Here is a 22,397-nt window from a genome sequence, read left to right on the forward strand (position 1 = left end):
AAGGGGTACGTCAGCGCGGGTTGCTGTAACGGCTGAGCACTCCCATGGCGGTCAGCCGATCGACGACCTCGGTTCTGACGGGGTCGTAGGCGATCCCCAGGGCGGCGAGGATCTGGCAGGCGCGGCTGTCGTGACGGGCGAGCAGGGCGAGCAGGATGTGCTCGGATCCGATGTAACCGTGCCCGGTCTTGTCCGCCTGCCGGGGTGCGCCCTTGGCCAGCACGAACGCGGCGTGCTGACTGAAGTGGAGCGCTTGCGGGGCGGTGGTCGTGTCCTTGGGCGATGCAGCGGCGATGGCCGATTCGACAGTCTCGACACTGCCCGCCAGGTCGTCCAGGATTTCGAAGGCAAGGCCGCCCGCTCTGTCGTCGAGCAGGCCCAGCAGGAGGTGTTCGGTGCCAACCGTCCCGTGCCGTTGTGATCGGGCATGTTCGCGGGCCATGGTTACGACGTCGCGTGCCTGGCTGCTGAACCGGTCGAAGGTGACCACCGGCCCCCGCTGCTCGGGGCGAGCGGCCTCGGCGGCTTCCCGGTCAAGCTCGCGGACGGCGTCGGTGTAGCTCTTGCCCGTCTGCGCCATACGCTCCCTGATCGCCCTTTTTCGGGCGGAGTCCTTGACCATGGTCTTCGTCCTCTCGGGCGGCGTCCTACGCACCCCGCCGGGACCTGTGCCCGCAAGGGAAGACATACGGCTAGGAATCGGGAACGCTGATCCGGTGGACCTTGTCCTCTTCGCCGGGTGGCGTAGGCACCTGTGGCTCGGAGCGGGCGGGACGTTCAACCGCCGCTGGTGCGGAGTTTATACGGCGTCGGCGGCATTTTCACCCCCTGCGCGATCACGGGTGCGCCGGCCGGCTGTTCCCGGATTTCGACTGTGCACCCGCCTATCAGTCCGCCAAAGCTCGGCCAGGCGGCTGCCTGCCGATTCCACACAGCCCCGATCCGCCAGGTTGCAGCCTCGTGATCCAGGTGGGGCCGCGTGCCGTGCGCGGTCAGCGCGGCTTGGACGTCCGCCTCGGGCCGGTCGGGCAGGCGGCGAGGCCGGCCCAGCGTGGGGGCAACGTCGTCGTCGCGGCGGGAGCGCGGCGGCGCACGGAGGTCTCCAGGACCTCCACGACGTCGTCATGGTGCGGCGGGAGTCGGCGGCGACGTGGGCCAGGGCGTAGGTGCCGCCGAGCCGGGCGTTCGATGTCAGGCGCGCTGAGCCGTTCCAATGCCTTGGTGAACCGGTCGGTGACCTGGCCGGGGCGGGAGAGCTGGTAGTTGCGGGCGGTGTACAGCAGCGAGATCGCCACCACGATCGCGGCTCGGTCCCTTCGTTCGTCCGCCCCCTCGGACGCCCCGGCGGCCGGTGGTTCGTTCTCCTCTTTCTCCGCCGACTCCGGTCTAGGAACACCGGTCGTGTGGGCTCGGGGTGAGGCGCTGTTGGTGGCTGCGACGCACTGTGGCTGTGATGCAGTCCCCTCGGGTGAGGTGGCGTGTTGACGTTAGGCAGGTAGATGCCTGCATAATGTGGGCGTGGATTCTGGAGGGATGGATTCGGTCTTCAAGGCGTTGGCCGATCCCACGCGGCGGCTTCTGCTCGACCGGTTGCGGGAGCAGAACGGGCAGACGCTGCGTGAGCTGTGCGAGCGGCTGGACATGGCGCGGCAGTCGGCGACGCAGCATCTCGACATCCTGGTGGGGGCCGGGCTCGTGACCGTCGTCAGGCGGGGGCGCGAGCGGGTCCACTACCTCAATCCGGCGCCGATCCACGAGATCGAGGAGCGCTGGATCTCCGAATTCGACAGGCCCCGCCTGCAAGTGCTCAGCGCCATCAAGGCCCAGGCAGAGGAGTACGCCATGACCGGCGAACCGACGACCGTCCCGACCTATGTCTATGTCACCTACATCCGCGCGAGCGCCGAGCAGGTGTGGCGCGCCCTGACCGACGCGGACCTGACGGCGCGGTACTGGGGGCACGAGAACATCTCGGACTGGCGGCCGGGCTCGCCCTGGGAGCACCGGCGCTCCGACGGGTCAGGGGTGGTCGACGGCGTCGGCCGGGTGCTGGTGGCCGAACCGCCGACGCGCCTGGCCATCACCTTCGAGGACTCCCCCGGCGTCGAGCCGACCAGGGAAGCGTCGGTCGTCACCTTCCTCGTCGAGCCGCACCACGACATCGTCCGGCTCACCGTGACCCACGAGAACCTTCCCAACGAGGAGATGCTCAACGGCATCTCGCAGGGGTGGCCGGCCGTCGTGGCCAACCTCAAGTCGCTGCTGGAGACCGGCGACGTCCTCCCGCAGGTGCCGTGGGAGATGGCCGGTACGCAGGCCTGACGTGAAGGAAGACATCATGGACATCGCTCCGCTGCGGGACGCCTACCGTGCTCTGCTCGACGCCGCCGCCGCGGCCGACTCCGATGCCGTCCCGCCGCCGGGCGAATGGAACCTGGAGCAGATCCTGGCGCACGTCAGCATCGTCAGCGCCGTCACGATCAGCGCCGTCTCCGCCGTCGCCTCGGCCGCGATCGCGACCTACGACAACCGCATGGCCCAGGAGGCCTGGACCATCGAGCGCGTCATCGCGCAGGCCGGTGGCGGCGCGGGGCTCCGGGACCGCATCGCGTCCCAGGCGGACGCTCTCTGCGCGCTCGGGCCCATGCTCGACGACGCCGAACTCGACACCCTGGTGCCCACCCGGCTCGTGTCGAACGGCGACCTCCTGGTCGACCAGCCCGTGCCCCTGCGCGCCCTCCTCGGCGGTCTCGCGGAGACGGAGCTGCCCGGCCACACCCGGCAGATCCTTGCCCTGGAGCCGTGACTACGGCGCCGTGCCGGCGCGGGCGTGGATGCCGAGGACGTGGGCGAACAGGGCGGGAGCCCGTGAGCCGCCCACCGTGTCCGGGAGGACGTCGGGGGTCAGCGTCCATTCCGCGCCCACCCACGAGTCGCCGATGGAGCCCTCGCTGGAGGGCAGGTCGTTGCAGGACTGCCGGACGCGCATGGTGCGCACCGACTCCGCCGCGGGCGTGTCGGTCTCGACCAGGAGCACCGGGACCCCGACCAAGGGGCCGTCCTCGACCAGGCGCAGGAGGTGGTGGGCCTCCTCGCCGTCGAGCGCGGCGCCGGCGTCCATGACGACGACCATGCGCAGCGGCGGTCCCGCGGCCGGGCCGTCGTCGCCGCCGATGCGGCGCAGATCGACCAGGTCGAGGAGGCGGCGGAGGCGTTCGGCGGCCGCCGGGCCCGTCGCCACGCCGCCGCCGAGCAGGCGGGCCGTGGTGGACGGGTCGAACCCGTGCAGCCAGCCGGCGCCCGACAGGCCCGCGGCGTCGATCACCTCCAGGCCGGCGAGCCCGGGCGGGACGGCCGCCAGGAACCGCGTCACCAGCGACCACGCGTAGGCGGCCGAGTCGCCCGGCATGGTCCCCCGCGAGATCCACACGGCGCGCCGCAGCGGCAGCCGGAGGATGAGCGGCACCTGCAGGGCGGGCAGCTCGGCGGTGGACAGGCGGCCGAGCAGCATGCCCTCGGCCAGGTCGGCGCGGGGCTGCCAGGTGAGCCACGCCGGCGCGTCGAAGGGCGCGGCCTCCGGGGTGACCTGCGGCTCCACCCGGGCCAGTTCCTCGCGGAGCTGCGCCGCGTCGGCGCGGAGCCGCTGGTCGGCCGCCTCCATGAGCCGCTGGAAGCCGCCGGGCGGCTTGCGCCCCGCGATCTCCTCGTTGCGCAGGACGAGCGCGTGCTCGGTGGAGGAGTGGAACGCCGCCAGGGACCGGCTGGCGTCCTCCCAGACGAGCCAGCACCGCTCGACGTAGCCGACCTCCGACGCCGGAGGCGGGGCCGGCGGTCGCGAATCCGCGGGCGGCGGGCTCGCGGGCGGCGGGATCGAGGGTGAGGGGGCCGGCGGGGGCGGGCCCACGGCGGGGGCCGGCTCGGGCTCGCCCGGGTCGTCCACCTCGATGCCGTGCGCTTCGAGCAGCTCGGCCAGGCCTCCGGCGTAGCCCTGGCCGATGGCCCGGACCTTCCAGCGTCCGTCGCGGCGGTAGAGCTCCAGCCCGATGATGGCCCTCTCCGGGCCCAGACCCGGGACGGTGAACTCGACGAGCGGGTCACCCGTCGATGAGGTCAGGGCGAGCCGGGGCGGCGGCATCGTGCCAAAGGTCGTCGCGCCGGTCAGGCTGACCGCGATCAGCACCGCCGCGGCATCGGCGGGGACCGCGTCCAGGTCGACCTCGACGCGCTGGCGGCCGTCGCCGGACCAGCGCACGCCGGGCGCCTCGGGCGCGTTGTAGAACACCAGGTCGGCGTCGGAGCGCGCCCGCAGGCCGGTACCCACGAGCAGGGCGCTCACGTCGACGGGGACGGCGCAGGACGCGGTGGCGGTCACGCGCCGGGCGGGCAGCGGTGCGTTGGCGCCGGGCGACAGTTCGGCCATGGGCGGTCAGGCGAGACCGGTGATCGTGGGCAGCATGTCCTGGAAGGTGCGGCCGTGGCAGGGCTCGCCGATCGCGTTCATCTTCCAGGTCTCGCCGTGCCGGTAGAGGCGGGCCATCACCATGGCGGTGTGGGCGCCGCCGCCGGTCAGCGTGTAGCGGGCAAGCTCGCCGCCGTCGATCTCGTTGACGAGGCGGCAGAAGGCGTTCTCCACCTCGTTGAACGTCTGCCCGTTGAAGGAGCTGACGGTGAACACCAGCGAGGTCACGTGCACGGGCAGCCGGGCCAGGTCGACGATGACGGACTCGTCGTCGCCGTCGCCCGCCCCGGTGAGGTTGTCGCCGGTGTGCCGGACCGAGCCGTCGTCGCTGACCAGCTTGCCGAAGTAGACGACGTCGGCGAGGTTCCCGTCGGCGAAGAGCACGCAGGAGGCGTCGAGGTCGATCTCCCGTTCCCGGGAGCCGAAGAAGCCCTTCTTCTTCACCGCGTCCCAGCCGAGTCCCATCCGGACCATGCTGAGCGCACCGCCGGGCTTCTCCAGCGATATCCGCTGGCCCTTCACCATTGAGACGGTCACGGCCGTCGCCTCCTCGCTGTTTCCGAAGGCACCCCGAACATGGTGCGGGCACAGCCTTTCAGCCGATCCGCTCCTTGTCATCCGGTTCACGACTCAGGTGTCGCAGGCGATGCCATCACCGTCACGGTCCAGGTCGTAGATGTCACTGCCCACCACGCGGACGGGGCCCGCCACGTAGCCGGGGCCGTCGCCGCTGCCGCCCGCGCAGTCGACGTCGCTGGCGATCGGCACGCACGCGCCGGTGTAGTTGGGGTCGCACCGCCGTGCCTGCTTCGTGCCCACCGCGATGACGCGGGTGACCGCGCGCCTGGTGACCACCGCGCGGATCAGTTTCCGATCCGTCTCCACGCCATTGGCGACGGTGACCTCATAGGTGAGGGTCCTGAGTCCGGCGGCCCCGCGAGTGCGCACCTTGGTCGCGCCTTTGGCGAGGGACGCGTCGTTCACCTTTCTCGTCCTGAACGGGATCTTCCGCGTTTCCGTGACCGTGCGTTTCACCGCCGTCGGAGTGGCCGGAGAGCTCGCGCTCGCACCGGTGGACGGGGACGTGTTCGCCACGGCTTTCGACGGACCCGCCTCGACCGGGGCCTTTTCCGTCCCGCAGGCGCCGAGCGGCACGAGCGCGGCGGACGCCAGCACAACAAGAATGGCGCGCCTCATGAATTCCCCCCATATGTAGGAGGAAATCGTCCGCCCGTCCGTTAATCCGCGTCAATGGCATCGGCGAAGAATCCCGGGCCGGATCCGGCCCGGGATTCTTCGCCGATGCTGTCAACCGATCCGGGCCCCGAAGACCTGGAGGGCCTCGGTGACGGGCTGGAAGAAGGTGACGCCGCCGGTCCGGCAGTCGCCGGAGCCTCCGGAGGTGAGGCCGAGCGCGGTGCCGCCGGCGAACAGGGGGCCTCCGCTGTCGCCCGGCTCCGCGCACACCGTCGTCTGGATCATTCCGGTGACCGTTCCCTCCGCGAAGTTCACGGTGGCGCCCGTCGCGGTCACGCTGCCGGAGTGGACGCCGGTCGTGCTGCCACTGCGGAACACGCGCTGGCCGACCACGGCCTCGCCGGCCTCGGTGATCGGCTGCGCCCGGCCGTTGTAGAGGTCGACCGCGCTCTGGCCCGCGGCGCCCTGCTCGGTCTCGACGAGCGCGAAGTCGTTGCCGGGGAAGTCGCTGTCCACCGTCGTTCCGAGCGTCTCGGCGCCCTGCTGGTCGGCGGCCCAGGTCCGCACCTCGTTGCCGCAGTGCCCGGCGGTGAGGAAGAAGCCCTGCCCGCCGCGCTCGACGTTGAAGCCGAGCGAGCAGCGCGCCCCCTGGCCGAAGATCGCGTCGCCGCCGAGGGCGAGCGTGTGCAGGCTGCCCGGGATGCGGACCATCCGGACCGCCGCCCCCATCCGGCGCGCGGTGCGCTGGACGGCGGCCATCCGCGCGCCGGTGACCGTGTCGTCCGTCCACACCGTGACCTTGGATGTCGCGGGATCCACTGCCCATCCGGTGCCGGGGATGTCCGAGAACGCGCTGCGCAGGGCGCCAGTCACTCTCCTGAGGGCCGCCGGGCTGCGCTCCGCCATCTTCGGGACGGCCCCCGCGGCGCGTACCGCGGCGGCGTCGGTGGCGTTCGTGACCGTGACGACGGGGCGTCCCGACGGGTCGACGTAGGCGCCGGTCGTGCGGTCGCCGAGACGGCCGGCGATCCGGGCGGCCTTCGCGGCGGCCTGCCCGGTGGCGGGCCGCCCGGCGCGGGCGTCGCCCGCGAGCCTGGCCTCCTGGCCGCCGGACCGTCCCTCGGCGTGCACGACGTACAGCGAGCCGGCCAGGAGCCCGGCGGATCCGGCCGCCACCGCGGTCGTCGCGACCGCGGTGCGCAGCCGACTGTTCCTCACGCTCTTCCGGCGCCTCATGAACCCTCCCGGTTCCGGGGTGTCGATCTACGCGTGGGGATACGCGCCCCGGCGGGACGGAGTTCAACGCGGCCCGGATTCCGTCCGGCATGCCGCCGGGCCGGGGGGCGCGTCCGCTCCCCCGGCCCGGCGGGGCATGATCAGCCGCCCAGGCGGACGGCGCCGCTCGCCGTTCCTCCCTTCGCCGCCTCGAAGGCCACGGTGAGGGTGCCGGTCGCGCCCGGCACGGTCACGGTGGTGGTGCCCGCGCCGCGGATCCGGACCTCCTTGGTGCCGAGCAGCTTGCCGTCCCACACGTGGACGTGCGCGGTGCCCGGCCCGGTCGCCAGGAGCCTGACGGTGGTCGAGCCGCCGGAGACCGCCGGCCGTCCCACGATCTTCGCCGTGTCCGAGCGCGGCGCCGCGGGACCGGCGGCGAGCGGGACGCCCGTGCGCACGGCCTGGATGATCGACTCAGGCGCGTTCACCGACCGCGTCGCGTCGGTCGGCATGACCGGCGGCGGGGGCGTGGTCGGCATGCCCGAGGGCGGGGTGTGGCCGGGCAGGGACACCAGGCCCCACCGGTACGGGTCGCCCTGGACGCCGTTCCAGGTCGACCAGCCGATCCGGGTCTGGCCGGTCTTGTCCTGGGTGTCGGAGTCGTAGACGAAGACGTTCAGGCCCATGCGCCGCGGGTCCACCGCGGTCGGCAGCGCGGTGAACGGGATCTCCGCCTCGACGACGTACCCGTCGTAGGGGTCGGCGACCGTCGAGGCGACCCGCATGCCGGGCGCGGTCTCCTCGCCGGGGCCCTGGCGCGCGTCAGCGTCGCGTTCGAAGCACGGCTTCCCGTCCGACATCTTCGGGAAGATGCCGGTCTTGAACGTGGTGGAGGTGTTCTCGGAGTCGCCGCGCGGGTCGATCCCGATCTCGACCGAGTCGGTGCGCCAGTGCCGCTTGCAGTCGTCGGCGCCGAGCACCGTGCCCTGCTTGTCGTCGCGGACCTTGACCAGCACGTGCAGCGCCTTGTCGGTCCAGGTGACCTTGCCGGTGGCCGAGCAGTCGTCGGCGGACTCGCAGGCCGTCCCCTCCCAGCGCCGGGACAGGTTCAGCTCGGGCCCCGGGTACTCGCCGGGCGACTCCTTGCCGTCGACCGCGGGCGCGGTGGACGCCTTCGGCAGTTCGGCCGTCGGGACCAGTTCCAGGGCGCCGTTCTGCACGTCGGCGTCGCCCGAGGAGGAGGTCGTGGTGATGGTCAGGTCGTAGTCGCCGTCGGTCCCGCCCTGGTTGGAGGTGGGCAGCGACTTGTCGGTGTTGGTGACGGTGAAGGTGGCCGAGCCCGTCTTGCCCGCGTCGAGGGAGTAGGGCTTGGACGCGGCGTCGGCGGTGAAGCCCGCGGGCAGGGTCAGTTTGACCGTGCCGGACTGCGCCGAGGCGGTCGTGTTGGACAGGTCCACGCGCACCTGCCGGGACGCGCCGGACGCCAGCGTGAGCACCCGCTTCACCTGCCCCGTCAGTGCGGGGACGCCCGTCTTGCCCGCCCAGGTGTCGAAGTCCGAGACGCGGGGCAGCGGTTCCAGGACGCCGGTGACGGCGGGCTGGACCTCCACGGACGTGGCCGTCTGGCCGGTGGCCGAGCCGCCGGCCAGCGTCGCCGAGAGCTGCGCGCGCCCGGCCTTGACGCCGGCCGGGGGCGTGACGGTGAAGGCCGCGGTGCGCTCGGCTCCGCCGACCGTCCCCAGGTCACCGGAACCTGTCACGTTCCAACCCGTGGGGACCGCGAGCGACGCCTTCGCCGCCCGGAGCCGCTCGGGCGAGCTCGCGTGCGCGGTCACCTTGAAGGCGCGTCCCGCGGTCACGCCGAACGCGTCCGTCGTCAGCCAGAACCGGCTGCCGAGCGGGAGGCCGCCCTTCGCGGGCACCACCGCGCCTTCGAGCATCGCGGACGGGTCGGTGTTGCCGAGCGTGAACGGGACCCGGCTGTGGATCTGCCGGAAGTAGTCGCAGCCGATCTGGGCCGGATCGGACGGGACGTCCGGGAACCCGCCCCAGCCCTGGCTGACGTACGTCCGCTGGGCCTCGCGCTCGACCTGCGCCCACGTCTTGCCGCCGTTGCGGGCGGACGCGCGCCCTCCCCACACCCCGTAGGCGAGCGACGCCGCGGCGGACGGCGTCCCCTTGGCGGCGCAGCCGGAGCCGACCGGCCCCGACGCGCCGCCGGTCTGGAACAGGCGTCCCGGCGCCCAGGTGCTCAGCCCCTCGCCGCCGAGCTGCGCGGGGTAGGCCTTCGGGTCGGCGGCGGCGAAGTAGGCCTCGGTCGCGAGCCGCGCGGCCTGCTGGTGGTTGCCGTGCTGGCCCGGAAGCGGGGCGGGGACCATGGTGACGATCACCTTCGGCCGCGTCTCGCGGACGAGCCGGACGACCTTCTCCAGGGTCTTGTCGTGGTCCCAGGTCTCGGCGGTGAGCGGCGTGCTCACCGTGTAGTAGAAGTCGACCTTGTCCAGGTAGTGGATGTCGTTGACGCCGGCCTTGCCGACGGCGCGCCGCTCCTCGTTCTCGCGGAGCAGCCCGAGTGCCGGGCCCTCCTCGGTGCCGGAGGCGTTGCCGCCGCCCTCGCCGCGGGTGACGGTGAGGACGCCGATCTTCGCCTTGTCGTACTCGTTCCACTGTCCGAGCGTCGACAGTGCGCCGGCCTCGTCGTCGGGGTGCGCCCCGACGAACAGGACGTCGAGCCGGCCGTCGGCGGAACCGGACCCGCCCGGGCCGGCCGCCTGCGCGGGCGGGCCCGCGAAGGCGACGGACATGGCCGCGAGCGCGGCGGACAGGACTGCGGGTAGGGCGAGTCTTCGCATGAACTCTCCTGTTCTTTCCCTACTCCTTGACGGCCCCCGAGAGCATTCCTGCGATGAACTGGCGCTGCAGGAAGACATAAACGATCACGATGGGCGCGGCGATGATCAGCGCGCCCGCCATGAGCAGTGAGTAGTCGGTCTTGTGGGTGCCCTGGAAGAAGGACAGCCCGAGCGGCGCGGTGCGCAGCCCCTCGTCCGAGTTGACGATCACCAGCGGGAGCAGGAACTCGTTCCAGGTCCACATGGTGGTCAGCAGGACCATGGTGAGGATGGCCGGGCGGCCGACCGGCACGAGCACGCGCCACAGCGTCGTCCAGCCGGACGCTCCGTCGAGGCGCGCCGCCTCCAGCAGCGACCGGGGGACGCTGCGGAAGTAGGCGCGCATCCAGAACGTGCCGAACGCCACCGACATGGCCACCTGCGGGAGGATGAGCCCGGCGTAGGTGTTGTCGAGCCCGGCCGACCTCAGGTCGAAGTACAGCGGGACGACGATGGCCTCGGTCGGGATCGTCAGCCCGGCCACGAACACCAGGAACAGCACGCCGGAGCCGCGGAACCGCATGGTGCCGAGCGCGTAGCCCGCCATGATCGACAGCACCGCGGCCGTGACGACGGTGACGACGGTGACGATGACGCTGTTGCGCAGGTAGGTGGCGAAATGGCCCTCGCGCCAGGCCGTGCCGAACGTGGACAGGTCCGCGTGCGGCAGCTGGAGGGCCTGCGCGACGACCCCGACCATCGGGAACACCGCGATGACCGAGAAGACGACGAGGATCGCGTGGTTGACGAACCGTTCCGCCCGGACGTTCATGCGTCCTTCCCTTCCACGAGCCGCCGGACGCCGGCCGTGACGGCGAACGCCAGCACCGCCAGCGTGACGCCGATCGCGCAGCCGAGGCCGACCTCACCGGTGTTGAACGTGCGGTTGTAGACCTCGTAGGCGGGGACCTTCGTCGCGTCGCCCGGCCCGCCGGCGGTGGCCATGTAGATGAGGTCGAAGTTGCGGATCGCCATGATGGTCGTCAGCGTGAGCGCCACCGCCAGCTCGCGCCGCAGCCCGGGCAGGGTGACGGCGAAGAACTCGCGGACGGCCCCGGCGCCGTCGATCCGCGCGGCCTCGTACAGCTCCCGCGGGATCTTCTGCACCCCGGCGAGGAACAGCACCATCGCCAGGCCGATCCCCACCCACGTCCCGACGGCCCCGACCGCGGGCAGGGCGAAGGTGAAGTCGCCGAACCAGCCGCGCCGCCAGTCCGGCAGGCCGACGGCGTGCAGCCAGCCGAGGACCGTGTTGACCGGCCCGTCCGCGGAGTACACCCACTGCCATGCCACGGCCACCGCCACCATCGCGACGACCTGCGGCAGGAACAGCACCGTCCGGAAGAACGTCAGGCCGCGGACCTTCGTCCGCGACATGGCCGCGACCAGCACGAACGCGATGCAGCACGGCAGCACCGAGTAGAACAGGATGAGGACGAGCAGGTGCCCGAACGCGCCGCGCAGCGACGGGTCGGTCCATGTGGCGGTGTAGTTGGAGAACCCCGCCCACGTCGCCTCGCCCAGGCCGTCCCAGTGGTAGAGGGAGAACTGCGCCCCCCGCGCCAGCGGCCACAGCAGGAACGCGCCGTAGACCAGCAGGGCGGGCAGGGCGTAGAGCCAGCCGATCCGGCCGGGCTCCCCGGGGGACCCGGAGAGGGCGCGTCCCTGCCGCCGTGCCGCGCGCGGGGCCGATGCCTCGCGCCTGGACTTGGGGGTCTTACGCCGCGCGACGGTCGTCATGTGCGGGCTCCTTGGTCGTGCGTCCGGCGCCGTCCCGCTCCCCGGCCGCGCCGCAGGCGAGGCGCGGCCGGGGGCGGGTAAGGCCGATCCCTACTTCTTCTTCTGGAAGGCGGAGTAGTCGTCCTGGGCCGCCTTCATGACCTCGTCGGCCGGCTTGCGCCCGGCGACGAGCTCCTGCAGCGGACCGCCGAACGCGTCGGCGAAGGTCGGCGTCGCGTAGTCGAGGTACGGGGTGATGCCGTCGTTCTTGCTCAGCTCGCCCCACGCCGTCGCGACCTCCTTCAGCAGCGGCCCGGCCGGCTGCTTGGAGGGCGCGGCGAGCGCCGGCAGGTTGCCGGTCTCGACCGAGACGTCCATCGCCTCCGGGGAGGTGATGAAGTTGATGTAGGCGGCGGCGACGTCCGGGTTCTTGCTCTTGGACGTGATCGACCAGGGCAGGCTCTCGCCGCCCATCGTCGCCGACGGCGACCCGGCCTGCGCCGGGGGCGGCAGCATGAAGCCGACCTTGTCCTTCATCTTGTCGTTGAGCTCGGAGGCCCACCAGGTGCCGCCGAACATGAACACGCCGTCGCCCTTGGCGAAGTTGACGGGGGTGTCGTCCCACTTGACGGCGTTGGCGTCCTTGGTGAAGTAGCCCTTCTTCGACCAGTCGCCGAGCTTCTGCGCCGCCTGGACGTTCGCGGCGTCCGTCCAGGAGCCGCCGCTGCCGAACACGAGCTTGCGGACGGCCTCCTTGTCGGCGACGCCGTCCTGGAGGATGCCGTACAGCTGCATCGCGGGCAGCTTCTCCAGGTTGCCGAACGCGATCGGGACCTCGCCCTTGCCCTTGGCCGTGGCGAGGGCCTGGTCGAACTCCGCCCAGCTCTTCGGCGGCTGCACGCCGAGCTTGGCGAGCTTCTCCTTGTTGTAGTAGAGCCCGACGATCTCGCCGTTCAGCGAGACGCCGTACAGGTTGCCGGACCCGATGAGCTTGCCGTCCTGGGTGACGCTGTTCAGGTCGGTCAGGCCCTTGGGGTAGCGCTTGCGCCACCCGTAGACCTGGTCGTAGGAGTCGAGCGGGAGGAGCATCCCGGCCTTGACGTACTGCGCCATGGACGCGTAGCCCTGGTTGGCTTCCACGACGTCGGGCGGGCTGCCGCCCGACAGCGCGAGCCGGAGCGTCTTCTGCAGGTCGCTGAACGACCGCGACACCCGCTTGATCTTCACGTTGGGGTACTTGGCCTCGAAGCGCTTGTTCAGCTCCTCGATCTGCTTCTTCTGCCCGCCCTGGACCTCCTGGTCCCAGACGGTGAGGGTCACGTTCCCGGCCTTGGCCACGTCGGTGCTCACCGCGGCGGGCGCCTTGCTCTCCGGCTTGTCGCCGGACGAGCCCGGGGCGCACGCCGCCGCGAGCAGGGTCGCGAGGGCCGCGGCCGCCGCGGCCGCTCCTCGCCTCGTCAGTGTCGGCATTGCTACGGCTCCCTATTGCTTTCTGTCCTGCTGCGTCCGCGTCGGTCGGGGACGGCGCGCTAGTGGTCGGCCCGGAGGGTGGGTTCGGCCCGGACGACCGTGTCGGTCGCCGAGTCGGGGATGAAGTCGACGACGAAGGCGTACGGTTCGAGGGCGGACTCGGGCACCTCGCCGGACTCGCCGAACGCGGCGATCTCCCCCCAGCACGGTGCGCCGAGCGAGCCGCTGCGGTGCCGGACCGACAGGCCCGCGCACAGGTTGGCGAACCGCAGCCGCTCCGCGAGCGGGAGGCCGGCGAGCGTCCCGAACAGGAACCCGGCGCCGAACACGTCGCCCGCTCCGGTCGCGTCGAGCGGCCGCACCGGCAGGGCGTCGGTCTCGGCGACCTCGCCGGTCGCCGAGTCGATCGCGATGGCGCCCGCGCCGCCGCGCTTGACGACGACGACCGGGACCCGCCCGGAAAGGGCGCGGGCCGCGTCCTCCGGGGTGGTCGTGCGGGTGTAGGCCATGGCCTCGACGGCGTTGGGCAGGAACACGTCCACGTGCTCCAGCCGGTCGAGGACCTCGCTGGACCACGTCTCGGTGGCGTCCCAGCCGATGTCGGCGAACACCGCGGCGCCCGCCCGGCGCATCTCCTTCGCCCAGCCCGGCACCGGATGCTCGATGTCGACGAAGCAGGCGCGCGCGGCCGGCGGCGGGGAGCCGAGCACCGCCTCCGCGTCGCCCGTCTCGCCGGGATCGAGGTCCGGCAGGGGCCTGGCGTAGGTGACCATGCTGCGGTCGGAGTCGTAGGCGAGCGACACCGTGACCGGGGTGGGCCAGCCCTTGATGCGGCGGGAGTGCCCGAGGTCGATGCCCTCCTGCTCGGCGAGCGTCCGCCACAGGTAGGAGCCGAACATGTCGTCGCCGAACGGGGCCGCGAGCCCGACCCGCAGGCCGAGCCGGCTCATCGCCACCGCGATGTTGGCGGCGCCGCCGGGCGCCGAGCCGAGCCCCTCGGTGAACATCTCGGTCCCGGGCGGCGGCAGCCCCGGCAGCCCGGTGAAGATCATGTCCATGAAGACCTGGCCGCTCAGGAAGACGTCCAGCCCGGGCGCCGGGCCGGGGTCGTCCCCGCCGCGCAGCAGCTCGCCCGCCGGGACGCGCTCGGTGCACGGGTCGGCCAGGGAGGGCTCGGGCGGCTGCCCGGGGGCCGCGGCCTCGCCGGTCGCGGGACGGTCCACGGGCGGGCTCCCGTCCAGGATTTCCACTGTCATGACGACTCCTCACGGGAGAAGACGGCGGCGACCTCGGGGATCCGGTCGATGTAGCCGTCGAGCAGCTGCCGGCCGATCCGCGCCGAGTCGACCAGGGGGTGCAGGGCGAAGGCCTTGGCGGCCTCGGTCCGCGAACCGGTCACGGCCGCGCCGACGGTCAGCCGCTCGACGGCCTTGACCTGCTGCATGAGCCCGGCCTGGTGGAGGTCGGGCTGGTCGAGGGGAAGCGGGTGCACGCCGCGGGCGTCGACGGTGACGGGCACCTCGACGACCGCGTCCGGGGGCAGCGCGGTGACGGTCTCACCGTTCCGCACGTTGAGGATCATGCTGGCGGGCTCGTCGCGGCTGATCGCGGCCATCACGTTCAGCGCGACCCTGGCGTAGCCCTCCTCGGCGGGGTCGATGCCGGAGTGGTCGTCGAGCGCCTCGCCGGTCCGGGCGCCCTTCATCTCGGCCATGTAGCTCGCGCTGCGGGAGGCGACCGTCTCGCGCCACAGCTCCATGGCCGCGCCGCCGGACGCCGCCGCGATCCGCTCGTAGAACGCCTCCTGCTGCTTGAGCAGGAACTCGCCGCGCGTCTGCGGCGCGTCCAGGGTGGCGCGGACCGCCTCCCGGTTGAAGTAGTAGTAGTACAGGTACTCGTTGGGGATGAGGCCGAGGTCGCGCAGCCACTCGCGGCCGAAGACGACGCCCTCCTCCAGGTTCCCGAGCAGCTCGTCGTCGGCCAGCAGGCGGGGCAGGACGTCCTCGCCGTCGTGCAGGACGCGGCGCATCCAGCCGAGGTGGTTCAGGCCGACGTAGTCGAGCCGGATCCGGTCCGGGTCCAGGCCGAGCGCGGCGGCCACCCGCATGCCGAGGCCGGACGGGGTGTCGCAGATCCCGAGCACCCGGTCGCCGAGGACGCCCTGCATCGCCTCGGTGATCATCCCGGCGGGGTTGGTGAAGTTGATGACGTAGGCGTCCGGCGCGAGCGCCTTCACCCGATGCGCGATGTCGAGCATCACGGGGATGGTGCGCAGCCCGTAGGCGATGCCGCCGGGGCCGGTGGTCTCCTGGCCGAGCACGTTCAGGTCCAGCGCCACGCGCTCGTCGCACACCCGCCCCCGCAGGCCGCCCACCCGGACGGCGGCGAAGACGAAGTCGGCGCCTTCCAGCGCCTCGTCGAGCCCGGTGCTGGTGAACACGCGCGGCGCGTCCTCGGCACCGCCGGCGAGGGCCGCGAGGACCTCCGCCATCCCCGCCAGCCGGCCGGCGTCGGAGTCCTGCAGCCAGACCTCCTCGATGCGCGGGGAGCCTGGGTCGCGCAGCAGGGCCTGGTACACGTAGGGCACCCGGAACCCGCCACCGCCGAGAATGGCCAGCTTCATGCGATGTACACCTTTCCGCCCGCCTCCCGGCAGACCTCCAGAGTCCGGGGGTCGGCCCCGGCCGTCGTGACCAGTGCGTCGACGCGGTCGAGCGAGCACACCCGCAGCGAGCCGGTGCCGGGGAACTTCGCCTCGGAGGCGACCAGCACCACCCGGTCCGCCGACTCCAGCATCGCCTGCTTGATCGGCGTCTCGACCTCCATGTCGTCCATGACGTGGCCGTCGGGCCGCACCCCGGTGCAGCTCAGGAACACCAGGTCGGCACGGACCTGGCGGAGCGCGGTCTCGGTGAGCGAGCCGACGAGCGAGAGGTAGTTGCGCCGCACGACGCCGCCGAGCAGGCACAGCCGGACGGCGTCGTCGTCGCGCAGTTCGTCCAGCACGGCCAGGTTGGCGGTGATGACGGTGACGGAACGCCCGCGCAGGTGCCGGGCGAGGAGCCGGGTGCTGGTGCCGATGTCGAGGACCACGACCATGTCGTCCTCCACCAGCTCCGCCGCCCGTTCCGCGACCGCCGCCTTCTCGGCGCTGTCGTGCTCGGCCGACGCCGCGAACGAGATCTCCGGCGCCGCCGGGCGCGGGGAGAGCGCCGCTCCCCCGTAGGTGCGCAGCAGCTCGCCGTTGCGGTCGAGCACGTCGAGGTCGCGGCGGATCGTGGACTCGCTGACCTGGAGGGTCTCGGCCAGCTCCCGCACGGAGGCGGCGCCCTTGGCACGCAGGGACGACACGATCTGCGCCCGTCGGATGCTCGATGTCACGCGGTGGAACGTAACACCGCTGCTCGACATCCGTCATCACCCCGGCGGAAACCTGCGCGAAGTCCGTCATTCACTTCTCTGACGTGCGCGGATCCGGTCAGGGGGCCAGTGAAGTCAGCGGTCGCTGTCGAGGGCCCGGAACGTTCCACAGGCACCGGGGCCGGAGCGTCCGGGGCGGCGCGCCGGTTGTCAGGACGAAGGGTCAAACCGAGACAAAAAGGGCTCTTGACCGGTGCATAATTTCGACCTTAAATCATGATGTGAAATAACGCGCGTGCTCTGAGGGCCCCCGCTCACCCCCCACGCGAAGGAGATGCGCATGCATCCCGTCCCACCCCGAGAGCCGTCCAGGAGAGCCTGGCCGGCCGCCGTCTTCACCCTGCTGCTCGCCGTCGCGCTCGCCGTTCCCGCACCGGCCGGACGTGCCGCAGCGGCGGCCTGCGGCTCGTCGGACGCGGCACTGAACCGGCCCGCGACCGCCTCTTCCACCGAGAACGCGTCCTTCCCCGCCTCCGCCGCCGTCGACGGCGATCCCGCGACCCGCTGGTCGAGCGCCTTCGGCGATCCGCAATGGCTCCAGGTCGACCTCGGCACCGTCCAGGACGTCTGCCAGATCGTCCTCGCCTGGGAGAGCGCCTACGCCACGGCCTTCCATATCGAGGTATCCGACAACGCCACCGGCTGGACCTCGATCTACTCCACCGCGAACGGCACCGGCGGAACCCAGACGGTCAATGTCGCCGGCAAGGGCCGCTACGTCCGCGTGTACGGCACGGCCCGCGCCACGCAGTGGGGATACTCGCTGTTCGGGCTTGCCGTGCACACCGGCTCCGGCGGCGGCACGCTCCCCGGCGGGGGCGACCTCGGGCCCAACGTCCTGGTGTTCGACCCGTCCATGAGCGCGTCCGACGTCCAGAGCCGGATCGACGCGGTCTTCCGCGAGCAGGAGAGCAACCAGTTCGGGACGGCCCGGTACGCGCTGCTGTTCAAGCCGGGCGGCTACAACGTCAACGCCCGCATCGGCTTCTACACCTCCATCGCCGGCCTCGGCCGCGATCCCGACGACGTCACCGTCAACGGCGGCGTCACCGTGGACGCGGGCTGGTTCGGCGGCAACGCCACGCAGAACTTCTGGCGGTCCGCCGAGAACCTGTCGATCACGCCGTCCGGCGGGTCGGACCGGTGGGCGGTGGCGCAGGCCGCGCCGTTCCGGCGCATCCACGTGCGCGGCGACCTGAACCTCGCCCCCACCGGCTACGGCTGGGCCAGCGGCGGCTACATCGCCGACTCCAAGGTGGACGGACAGGTGCAGCCGTACTCGCAGCAGCAGTGGCTGACGCGCGACAGCCGGATCGGCGGCAACCTCAACGGCGTGTGGAACATGGTGTTCTCCGGCGTCGAGGGGGCGCCCGCCCAGAGCTTCCCGAACCCGCCCTACACCACCCTGAACACCAGCCCCGTGACCAGGGAGAAGCCCTACCTGTACGTCGACGCGTCCGGGGCGTACAGCGTCTTCGTCCCGGCGCTGCGGCGCGACTCGCGCGGGACGACCTGGGCAGGCGGCTCCACACCCGGTTCGTCCATCCCGCTGTCGCGGTTCTACGTGGCCAGACCGGGCGACTCGGCCGCCACCATCAACGCCGCGCTGGGGCAGGGCCTCAACCTGCTGCTCACCCCCGGCGTCTACCACCTGGGGCAGACGATCAACGTCACGCGTCCGGACACGGTGGTGCTCGGCATCGGGTACCCGACCCTCGTCCCCGACAGCGGCGCGGCGGCGATGAGCGTGGCCGACGTCGACGGCGTCAAGCTGGCCGGGATGCTGTTCGACGCCGGGACGGCCGAATCGCCGGTGCTGCTCCGGCTCGGCCCCGACGGCGCGGGCGCCGACCACTCCGGCGACCCCGCCTCGGTGCAGGATGTCTTCTTCAGGATCGGCGGTGCCGGGCCGGGGAAGGCGGCCACAAGCCTAGTGGTGAACAGCGACGACGCCCTGCTCGACCACATCTGGGCGTGGCGCGCCGACCACGGGAGCGGCGTCGGCTGGACGGTCAACACCGCCGCCAACGGCGTGGTCGTCAACGGCGACGACGTCACCGCCTACGGGCTGTTCGTCGAGCACTACCAGAAGTACCAGCTCGTCTGGAACGGCGAGCGCGGCAGAACGGTCTTCTTCCAGAACGAGATGCCGTACGACCCGCCGAACCAGTCCGCCTGGCGGAGCGACTCCCCCGGCGGCTACGCCGCCTACAAGGTCGCCGACTCCGTCACCGCGCACGAGGGCTGGGGGCTTGGCAGCTACTGCTACTTCAACGTCGACCCGTCGATCGTGGCGGCGCGCGGCTTCGAGGTCCCGGACCGCCCGGGCGTGCGGTTCCACGACCTGCTCACGGTCTCGCTGGGCGGCAACGGGGTCATCCGGCACGTCGTCAACGACACGGGCCCGGAGGCGTCCGGCGCCGGCACGGTCCCGGCCAACGTGGTCGCTTATCCCTGATCCGCTCTGACACTGCGGGCCCGCCTCCGAGCGGCCCGCAGTGTCAGAGGTGGTGGACGAGGTCGGGCAGCATCTCCGGGCCCGCCGGGCCCCGCAGCGCGAAGACGAACAGGGTGACCGGCGCGCCGGCACCGTAGGCGGCGACCGCGCGGTGCGTGCCGTCCAGGAGCAGCCTCCGGCCGGACTCCGCGCGCAGCACCGGAAGGACGAGCTGGACGGGCTCGGTCTGGGCGCGGAAAAGCGTCCCGAAGTCGTCGAGCTTCCGCCGCCGGTCGCGCTCCCACAGGACCGTGCCGCGCGCGGCGTCACGAACGCGCAGCGGCTCCGCCTCGGGGTCGCGCCACTCCGCCTGGCGGCCGCCGGGACCGGCGTACCAGACGGTGAACAGGTCGCCGAGCACGTCGCGCGAGGAGCCGAAGTACTCCTCGACGGCGAACCCGGACTCGCCGTCCAGCGTGAGCTGGGCCCTGATGTGGGTGGTCAGGAAGGTGTCCGCGAATTCGGTGACGTTGATGGTTCCTCCCAGGCGTCGTCACAGGCGCCGCCGGATGCGGTCGGCGCGTTCTCTGAGCTCGGCGGCCTCGTCCGGGCGGCCGGAGAGTTCGGCCAGGCCGGTGAGGAGCGGGATCAGCCCGGGGTGCTCCGGCCCGTACCGCTCCTCGTAGATGCGGCGCGCTCTGACCAGGGCGCCTGCGGCGGCGTCCGCGTCGCCCATCGCGGCGAGGACGGGCCCGTGCCTGGCGAGCACCTCGGCGACGTAGGGATGGCCGGGGCCGTAGAGGCGCTCGTACAGCTCGCGGCCCCTCCGCAGGATCGCGTCCGCGGTGCCGGTCTCGCCCAGGCGGGCGAGCGCCGTCGCGTGCAGGGTCTCGGCGGCGACCGTCGTGGGATGCTCGCCCAGGCTCTCCCGGAACGCCCGGGCGACGCGCCGCAGCAGCCGCTCGGCGGCGGCGTGGTCGCCCAGCGCGCACAGCGCGGTGGCCTCGGCCCTGTGCTGCTCCATGACCTCGAAGTGCTCGTCGCCGTAGCCGCGCGCCAGGTTCGCGGCGGCTCCGGCGGCGCGGTCCCGTGCGCGGCGCAGCATCACGGGATCGTCGAGGAGGCTTCCCATCTCGGCCTCGACGAAGGCGAGCCGTCCGAGGCCCAGGAGAGTGCGGGCGTCACCGTCCCCGTGAGCCTCGCGCAGGACGGCCACGCTCCGCCGCCTCAGCTCCAGCGCGCTGCGGACCCGGCCTCCCCGCCACAGCACGGTGCAGCGCAGGTCGTCGACCTCGACGCGGCGCAGGTCCGCGCGCGGCACACCGGCGGACTCCAGGATCCGGCGTGCCCGCTCGGCCGCGCGGCGGGCCTCCCCCAGCTCGGAGAACTCGATCAGCAGGCGGCACCGCCACACCAGGAACGGGAAGAGCGCCGGATCGTCGGGGCCCGCCGTCTCCTCCCGGACGCGCAGAGCCGTGTCCATGGCCGTCCGGGCGGCGGCGAGGTCCGCGAGCCTGTACAGCAGGACGCCCTGCCGGAGCTTCGTCTCCGCCCACTGGGGGCTGCCGCGTCCGTACGCGCGTTCACGCAGCGCCAGGGCCGTTTCCAACGGCTCGCGCGCCTCGGCGTAGCCGGCTCGTTCGATCAGGTAGGACCCGGCGCGGTGGAGCAGGTCGCCGAGCGCTCTCTCCGTCCTGGACGGCGGGCGGTCTTCCCCGTCGCCCTGCTCCCGATGGCGGGCCTGGACGGCCAGGACGTGGGGCAGGAGCTCCGCGCACGTCCCCCACCGGCCGCTGTCCGCGACGTCGCGGGGAAACCGCCGGTCGAGCAGCGCCACGGCGGCCTCCAGCCACTCTTCGGCGGATTCGGTGTCCAGCCGGACGGCGGTCTGCACGAGGCGGTGGACGTGCAGCCGACCCGCCTCCGCGGTGACCAGGGAGTACCGCGCCAGCCGCTGGACGGCCAGGTCGTGCTCGACGAGGTCGTCCGCCAGGTGCGCCAGCCCGCCGGGCAGCGGCACCGCCGGGTCGAGCAGGTCGCGGGGGATCCCGACGGGGGCGAGCATCGCCCACAGGCGCATCAGATCGAGCGCCGCCGGCAGCTGCTCCCCCGCCCGGGCGAGCAGCAGGTTCCAGGTCATGGACACGGGCTGGACCCGGTCGTCGGGCCGGAAGCGCGACAGCACCCGGCCGAGCGAGTCGTCCAGCAGCCGCCGGTAGGTGCGCAGCGGCACGGCGGCCTGCCGGCAGTAGGCCGCGGCGTGCGCGAGGGCGAGCGGCAGCCCGCCGAGCACCCGGGCGATCTCGCGGGCCGCCTCGGGGTCGTCGTCGCCGGTCCCCTCGCGCAGGAACCGCTCCGCCGTCGCGGGCGCCATGGGACGCACCTCGACGCGGCCGCCGGGATCGATCAGCCCGCCCCAGTCCGACCGCGCGGAGGTGAACAGGACATGCCCGGCACGGCCGGCGGGCCAGTGCTGGACCGGGCTCCCTCCGGCGCCGGGCGCGGCGTCGGCGTCGGCGTTGTCGTAGACCAGCAGCCAGCGGTCGTCGCCGCGCAGCGTCCGCCACAGTTCGGCGACGACCCGGTCCGCGTCGGGCTGCTCGCGTACGCCGAGCGCCGCCGCCAGCCCGAGCAGCCCGTGCCGCAGTTCGACCGCGCTCTCGGCGTTCAGCCACCACACGATGTCGTAGCACCCGCCGTAGCGGTGGGCGTACTCCGCGGCCAGGGCCGTCTTCCCCACGCCGCCGAGGCCCCACAGGGCGACGGCGGTCGCGCCGTCGGGCGCGTGCCCGCGGGTCAGGGCGGCCCGCACGCGGCGCGTCAGGTCGTCGCGGTCGACGAAGCCCGGGTCGGGCGGAGGGAGGTTGCTGACGCGGGGGCCGTCGCCGGGGAAGCGCACCCCGTGCCGGGAGGGGCGCCGGTCCGGTCCGGGAGCCGGGGCGGCGGCGTCGAGGGCGGCGAGCCCGCGGACGATGACCGCGCACGCCGCGCTCTCCGCCATGCCTTCGATGTCGATGGCGTCCGCCTCCGCGTCGCCCGCGCAGGAGTCGACCCGGACCTCGATCCGTCGTGCGCCGTCCCGGCCGTCACTCTGGGACTCGTCCCCGCGCTGGGCGATCTCGCTCGTGGAGGAATGCACGACCAGTTCCCAGGTCTCCCCGTCTGGAGCAGCGGGCGGCGAACCCCACGGGCGCATCTCGACATGCGCGGGAGTGGCGAGGGAGACGGCGGCCGCCACCCACTCCGCGTACGCCGAGTCGGCCGGATGGTAGGACACCGCCACCGTGCGCCGGGGCGGGGCGGGTTCGCCGGGCTCCCTGGCCGGTGGCAGCCGCCGCGTCCGTTCGTGCAGGAGCCCAAGGTACGTGCCGCCGCCCGTGACGAGGGAGCTGAACAAGCCGAGCGCGAGGGGACCCGCTCCTGCGGACGGCGGGACCTGGGCGGCGAATCCGGCATAGGTGCCGAGGCCGACGGTCAGCCCCGCCGCGGCCGGGACCCGATGCACGGCCAGGGAACGGGGCCGCCCCCACAGGCGCCGCCGTCTCGCCGGTCGGTCTCGCAAGCTCGCTCCCGTCCGCCTGGCCGGCCG

Annotated in this window: 18 protein-coding genes; 3 read left to right on the plus strand and 15 right to left on the minus strand. The window is 72.8% G+C overall.

Features of this window, described 5'->3' with window-relative positions; genetic code table 11:
* Window positions 1-10 precede the first annotated feature (10 nt).
* Together ABWI04_RS04760 and ABWI04_RS04765 are read right to left on the minus strand one after the other, a co-directional pair.
* Complete coding sequence (locus ABWI04_RS04760; protein ID WP_353831536.1) at window positions 11-622, minus strand: Clp protease N-terminal domain-containing protein; 612 nt, start codon at window positions 620-622, stop codon at window positions 11-13.
* Window positions 623-992: 370 nt separating this feature from the next.
* The gene (locus tag ABWI04_RS04765) at window positions 993-1,298 is read right to left on the minus strand and encodes a hypothetical protein (protein WP_353831537.1); all 306 of its coding nucleotides are present in this window, start codon (window positions 1,296-1,298) and stop codon (window positions 993-995) included.
* Between the two features lie 235 nt (window positions 1,299-1,533).
* Between ABWI04_RS04765 and ABWI04_RS04770 the strand changes: the two genes are divergently transcribed.
* Together ABWI04_RS04770 and ABWI04_RS04775 are read left to right on the plus strand one after the other, a co-directional pair.
* Window positions 1,534-2,322 (plus strand): ArsR/SmtB family transcription factor, encoded by a 789-nt coding sequence (locus ABWI04_RS04770; RefSeq protein WP_345180629.1) that lies wholly within the window; start codon window positions 1,534-1,536, stop codon window positions 2,320-2,322.
* A 16-nt stretch (window positions 2,323-2,338) separates the two neighbouring features.
* On the plus strand, window positions 2,339-2,806 hold the full coding sequence (locus ABWI04_RS04775; RefSeq protein ID WP_353831538.1) for a DinB family protein: 468 nt from the start codon (window positions 2,339-2,341) through the stop codon (window positions 2,804-2,806).
* On the opposite strand, the gene ABWI04_RS04780 is transcribed toward ABWI04_RS04775, so the two are convergent.
* The 11 genes from ABWI04_RS04780 to ABWI04_RS04830 all read right to left on the minus strand — a co-directional run bounded on the left by ABWI04_RS04780 (window position 2,807) and on the right by ABWI04_RS04830 (window position 16,332).
* A complete protein-coding gene (locus tag ABWI04_RS04780) occupies window positions 2,807-4,420 on the minus strand; it encodes a TerD family protein (RefSeq protein ID WP_353831539.1) in 1,614 nt (537 codons plus the stop codon).
* Between the two features lie 6 nt (window positions 4,421-4,426).
* Window positions 4,427-4,996: a TerD family protein gene (locus ABWI04_RS04785; RefSeq protein ID WP_345180622.1), complete on the minus strand. Its 570-nt coding sequence runs from the start codon at window positions 4,994-4,996 to the stop codon at window positions 4,427-4,429.
* Window positions 4,997-5,089: 93 nt separating this feature from the next.
* On the minus strand, window positions 5,090-5,656 hold the full coding sequence (locus ABWI04_RS04790) for a G5 domain-containing protein (RefSeq protein ID WP_353831540.1): 567 nt from the start codon (window positions 5,654-5,656) through the stop codon (window positions 5,090-5,092).
* 111 nt (window positions 5,657-5,767) lie between these two features.
* Entirely contained in the window at window positions 5,768-6,874 is a 1,107-nt protein-coding gene (locus tag ABWI04_RS04795) for a S1 family peptidase (protein ID WP_353831541.1), read from the minus strand.
* A gap of 158 nt (window positions 6,875-7,032) precedes the next feature.
* Entirely contained in the window at window positions 7,033-9,723 is a 2,691-nt protein-coding gene (locus ABWI04_RS04800) for a sugar-binding protein (protein WP_353831542.1), read from the minus strand.
* A 19-nt stretch (window positions 9,724-9,742) separates the two neighbouring features.
* On the minus strand, window positions 9,743-10,534 hold the full coding sequence (locus tag ABWI04_RS04805) for a carbohydrate ABC transporter permease (RefSeq protein ID WP_345180614.1): 792 nt from the start codon (window positions 10,532-10,534) through the stop codon (window positions 9,743-9,745).
* Window positions 10,531-11,502: a carbohydrate ABC transporter permease gene (locus ABWI04_RS04810; protein ID WP_353831543.1), complete on the minus strand. Its 972-nt coding sequence runs from the start codon at window positions 11,500-11,502 to the stop codon at window positions 10,531-10,533. Before ABWI04_RS04810 ends, ABWI04_RS04805 begins: the two co-directional genes overlap by 4 nt.
* A 90-nt stretch (window positions 11,503-11,592) precedes the next feature.
* Window positions 11,593-12,951, minus strand: coding sequence for an extracellular solute-binding protein (locus ABWI04_RS04815; protein ID WP_353831544.1), 1,359 nt, complete (start codon window positions 12,949-12,951; stop codon window positions 11,593-11,595).
* A gap of 59 nt (window positions 12,952-13,010) precedes the next feature.
* A complete protein-coding gene (locus ABWI04_RS04820) occupies window positions 13,011-14,207 on the minus strand; it encodes a carbohydrate kinase family protein (RefSeq protein ID WP_345180607.1) in 1,197 nt (398 codons plus the stop codon).
* The gene (locus ABWI04_RS04825; RefSeq protein WP_353831545.1) at window positions 14,204-15,574 is read right to left on the minus strand and encodes a 6-phospho-beta-glucosidase; all 1,371 of its coding nucleotides are present in this window, start codon (window positions 15,572-15,574) and stop codon (window positions 14,204-14,206) included. The genes ABWI04_RS04820 and ABWI04_RS04825 overlap by 4 nt, the downstream gene beginning before the upstream one ends.
* The gene (locus ABWI04_RS04830) at window positions 15,571-16,332 is read right to left on the minus strand and encodes a DeoR/GlpR family DNA-binding transcription regulator (protein ID WP_353831546.1); all 762 of its coding nucleotides are present in this window, start codon (window positions 16,330-16,332) and stop codon (window positions 15,571-15,573) included. Before ABWI04_RS04830 ends, ABWI04_RS04825 begins: the two co-directional genes overlap by 4 nt.
* Before the next feature lie 319 nt (window positions 16,333-16,651).
* Here ABWI04_RS04830 and ABWI04_RS04835 point away from each other — a divergent pair, with 319 nt between their 5' ends.
* Window positions 16,652-18,829 carry a pectate lyase-like domain-containing protein gene (locus ABWI04_RS04835; protein ID WP_353831547.1) on the plus strand — a complete coding sequence of 726 codons (2,178 nt, stop codon included), beginning with the start codon at window positions 16,652-16,654 and terminating at the stop codon, window positions 18,827-18,829.
* A 43-nt stretch (window positions 18,830-18,872) separates the two neighbouring features.
* Here ABWI04_RS04835 and ABWI04_RS04840 read toward each other — a convergent pair whose 3' ends face one another.
* The gene (locus tag ABWI04_RS04840) at window positions 18,873-19,229 is read right to left on the minus strand and encodes a hypothetical protein (RefSeq protein WP_353831548.1); all 357 of its coding nucleotides are present in this window, start codon (window positions 19,227-19,229) and stop codon (window positions 18,873-18,875) included.
* A 132-nt stretch (window positions 19,230-19,361) separates the two neighbouring features.
* The gene (locus ABWI04_RS04845; RefSeq protein WP_353831549.1) at window positions 19,362-22,313 is read right to left on the minus strand and encodes a tetratricopeptide repeat protein; all 2,952 of its coding nucleotides are present in this window, start codon (window positions 22,311-22,313) and stop codon (window positions 19,362-19,364) included.
* Between the last annotated feature and the right edge of the window lie 84 nt (window positions 22,314-22,397).

It is taken from the genome of Actinomadura sp. NPDC000929, assembly GCF_040492065.1.
GTDB classification, from domain to species: Bacteria; Actinomycetota; Actinomycetes; order Streptosporangiales; family Streptosporangiaceae; genus Spirillospora; species Spirillospora verrucosospora.

Coding starts and splice junctions, on each gene's coding strand:
- ABWI04_RS04760 (WP_353831536.1), bottom strand. CDS start 622: ATGGTCAAGGACTCCGCCCGAAAAAGGGCGATCAGGGAGCGTATGGCG.
- ABWI04_RS04770 (WP_345180629.1), top strand. CDS start 1,534: ATGGATTCGGTCTTCAAGGCGTTGGCCGATCCCACGCGGCGGCTTCTG.
- ABWI04_RS04775 (WP_353831538.1), top strand. CDS start 2,339: ATGGACATCGCTCCGCTGCGGGACGCCTACCGTGCTCTGCTCGACGCC.
- ABWI04_RS04780 (WP_353831539.1), bottom strand. CDS start 4,420: ATGGCCGAACTGTCGCCCGGCGCCAACGCACCGCTGCCCGCCCGGCGC.
- ABWI04_RS04790 (WP_353831540.1), bottom strand. CDS start 5,656: ATGAGGCGCGCCATTCTTGTTGTGCTGGCGTCCGCCGCGCTCGTGCCG.
- ABWI04_RS04800 (WP_353831542.1), bottom strand. CDS start 9,723: ATGCGAAGACTCGCCCTACCCGCAGTCCTGTCCGCCGCGCTCGCGGCC.
- ABWI04_RS04805 (WP_345180614.1), bottom strand. CDS start 10,534: ATGAACGTCCGGGCGGAACGGTTCGTCAACCACGCGATCCTCGTCGTC.
- ABWI04_RS04810 (WP_353831543.1), bottom strand. CDS start 11,502: ATGACGACCGTCGCGCGGCGTAAGACCCCCAAGTCCAGGCGCGAGGCA.
- ABWI04_RS04815 (WP_353831544.1), bottom strand. CDS start 12,951: ATGCCGACACTGACGAGGCGAGGAGCGGCCGCGGCGGCCGCGGCCCTC.
- ABWI04_RS04820 (WP_345180607.1), bottom strand. CDS start 14,207: ATGACAGTGGAAATCCTGGACGGGAGCCCGCCCGTGGACCGTCCCGCG.
- ABWI04_RS04825 (WP_353831545.1), bottom strand. CDS start 15,574: ATGAAGCTGGCCATTCTCGGCGGTGGCGGGTTCCGGGTGCCCTACGTG.
- ABWI04_RS04835 (WP_353831547.1), top strand. CDS start 16,652: ATGCATCCCGTCCCACCCCGAGAGCCGTCCAGGAGAGCCTGGCCGGCC.